The 2,699-nt window shown below is 72.9% G+C and carries 3 protein-coding genes; 1 reads left to right on the top strand and 2 read right to left on the bottom strand.

The window, feature by feature from the left end; translation table 11 throughout:
* A partial coding sequence (locus tag AC1D1T_RS31575) for an acyltransferase family protein (RefSeq protein WP_477993312.1) occupies nt 1-1,181 on the top strand: 1,181 nt, incomplete at its 5' end.
* Here AC1D1T_RS31575 and AC1D1T_RS31580 read toward each other — a convergent pair.
* Together AC1D1T_RS31580 and AC1D1T_RS31585 are read right to left on the bottom strand one after the other, a co-directional pair.
* Entirely contained in the window at nt 1,123-2,055 is a 933-nt protein-coding gene (locus AC1D1T_RS31580) for a GNAT family N-acetyltransferase (RefSeq protein WP_477841509.1), read from the bottom strand. The genes AC1D1T_RS31575 and AC1D1T_RS31580 overlap by 59 nt on opposite strands.
* Nucleotides 2,052-2,699, bottom strand: a 648-nt coding sequence (locus tag AC1D1T_RS31585) for a histone deacetylase family protein (protein WP_477993313.1), incomplete at its 5' end; no start/stop codon positions are given. The genes AC1D1T_RS31585 and AC1D1T_RS31580, both read right to left, overlap by 4 nt.

Here is a 2,699-nt window from a genome sequence, read left to right on the forward strand (position 1 = left end):
TGCCCACCCCACCCGCGCGCCTGCTCTACCTCGACTGGCTGCGCATCGCCGCCTTCGGGCTGCTGGTCCCGTACCACGTGGGCATGTACTACGTGAGCTGGGACTGGCACATCAAGAGCCCGCAGTGGCACACCGCGCTGGAGCCGTGGATGATGCTCAGCTCGCCCTGGCGCATGGACCTGCTGTTCATCGTCTCCGGCGCCGCCAGCGCGCTGATGCTGGGCGCCGGCCGCGCCCCCTCGTTCGCCTGGCTGCGCCAGCGCAGCGCCCGCCTGCTGCTGCCACTGCTGCTCGGCATGCTGGTGATCGTGCCGCCGCAGTCCTGGCTGGAGGTGCAGCGCCGTTACGGCTACGCCGGCAGCTACCTCGACTTCATCCCGCTCTACCTGCGCGGCGGCAGCGGCTTCTGCGATGCGGTGCACGGCTGCCTGGTGCTGCCGACCTGGAACCACCTGTGGTACCTGCCCTACCTGTTCGCCTACACGCTGCTGCTGTGGGGCGCGCTGCGCTGGCGCCCCGGCTTGCTGCCAGGCGTCGCGCAACTCGGTGCCCGCGCACTGGCCGGCCCGCGCCTGCTGTGGCTGCCGCTCGCGCTGCTGTTCGGGTGGCGCCTGCTGATGGCGCGCCGCTTCCCGGCCACGCATGCGCTGCTCGACGACTGGTTCATGCACGGCCAGTACCTGGCGATGTTCGCGTTCGGCGCCGCACTGGCGCAAGCCGCCAGCCTGGCGCAGGACGCGCAGCGCTGGCGCTGGTGGGCCCTGCTGTCGGCCGCGGCAGGCTGGCTCGCGCTGCAAGGGTTGCTGATGTCGGGGGCCGGCTGGCCGTGGCTGCGCGCGCTCGCGTTCTGCGTGCTGCAGTGGGGCGCACTGGTCGCCGCCATCGGCTTCGCCCACCGGCACTGGAACGCCGACCACCCGCTGCGCAAGACCCTCGCCGAGGCGGTGTTCCCGCTCTACCTGCTGCACCAGACGCTGATCATCCTGCTGGTGCACGCGCTGCTGCCATGGGCGTTGCCGTTCGAGGCGGAAGCGCCGCTGCTGGTCGGCGGCACCTTCATGCTCGGCTGGATCGGCTACCGCCTCGCACTGCGCAGCGGGCCGCTGCGCATCCTGTTCGGGCTCAAGCCGGCAGCAGCAGCTCGCGACGCTCGCCGAACTGTCGCCACCCGCCGCGCGTGAAGGCGCGGGCCATGCCGGTGTTCGAGCGGTCGGTGTCCGCGACCAGGCGCGGCAGGCCGGCATCGCGCAGCAGGGCCGTCGCGGCAGCCAGCAGCACATCGACATGGCCGCGCCCGCGGTGGGCCGGCAGCACGCCGATGTAGCCGATGCTGCCGAAGTCGGCACCCGCCACCGGCAGCACCAGGCCCACGGCCGTGCCCTGCGCATCGAGGGCGATCTGCCACCAGCCCGGGTCCACGCGCATGCTGCGCAGGTCGGCGATCAGTTCGGCCGCATGGGCTTGCGCGCCATGCGCCGCGACGGTCTCGATGTCGATCTGGTCGCGCGAGGCCGCCGCCACCGCGGCCACCATCTGCCGCAGCAGGGTCTCGTCATCCGGGGTCGCCGCACGCAGGTGCAGATCACCCGTGTCGACCGCGGCGCCCGGCGCCAGCGCCGCCTCGAAGCGCAGCGTGTCGCGCTGGGTCCTGAAACCCAGGCCGGCCAGCAAGGCCAGGCGCGCGTCGCCGTGCGTCTGCCATTGCGGCGTGCGCGGCGGGTGGTCGTGGCAGTGGCCCACGGTCGTCAGGCCCGCGTCGGCCATCGCCCGGCGCGCGCCATCCAGCAGCGCCCGCCCGATGGCGTCGGCCTCGCCTTCCCAGGGCAGGTTCAGCAGCACGATGTCGAGCGGCCGGCCGACCCGCGGCAGKGCCCAGAACGCGATACGCCCGCAGGGCCGGCCGTCGCGCCAGGCGACGAAGCACCACTCAGGCCGCGACGACCCCGAGGCGAACAGCCCTTCGAGGTAACGCGCGGTGTCGTCGACGTGTTCAGGCGCGGTCTCCACCGCCGCGAACTGCCGCACGCTGTCCGCCTGCCGGATTTCGAATGTCATGCAGCGCCCTTCTCGAAGCCTTCCAGCACGTTGACCGCGTTGACGCCGACCTCGGCGACCGCGTAGCCGCCCTCGAACACGAACACCGTCGGCAGTTGCAGCGCGGCGATGTCGCTGCCCACCTGCAGGTAGTCGGCGCTGCGCAGCGCGAAGCTGGAGATCGGGTCGCCCTCGAAGGTGTCGACGCCGAGCGACACCACCAGCGCCTGCGCGCCGAAGCGGCCGATCGCCTCGGTGCCCGCACCCAGCGCCGCGCGCCAGCGCGCGAAGTCGGTGCCGCGCGGCAGCGGCAGGTTCAGGTTGAAGCCCACGCCGGCCCCGGCGCCGCGCTCGTCCGCATGCCCCAGGTAGAACGGGTACTCGGTGCGCGGATCGCCATGCAGCGACACCGTCAGCACGTCGGCCCGCTCGTAGAAGATGCTCTGCGTGCCGTTGCCGTGGTGGTAGTCGACGTCGAGCACCGCGACACGCTCGAAGCCGCCATCGCGCAGCGTCTGCGCGGCCAGCGCCGCATTGTTCAGGAAGCAGTAGCCGCCGAAGAAATCGGCGCCGGCGTGGTGGCCGGGCGGGCGCGTCAGCGCGAACGCGCCACGCTGCGCCCCGCTCGCCACCGCCCGCGCCGCATCCACGGCGCACGCGGCACC

It is taken from the genome of Rhizobacter sp. P2_H3 (assembly GCF_056403355.1).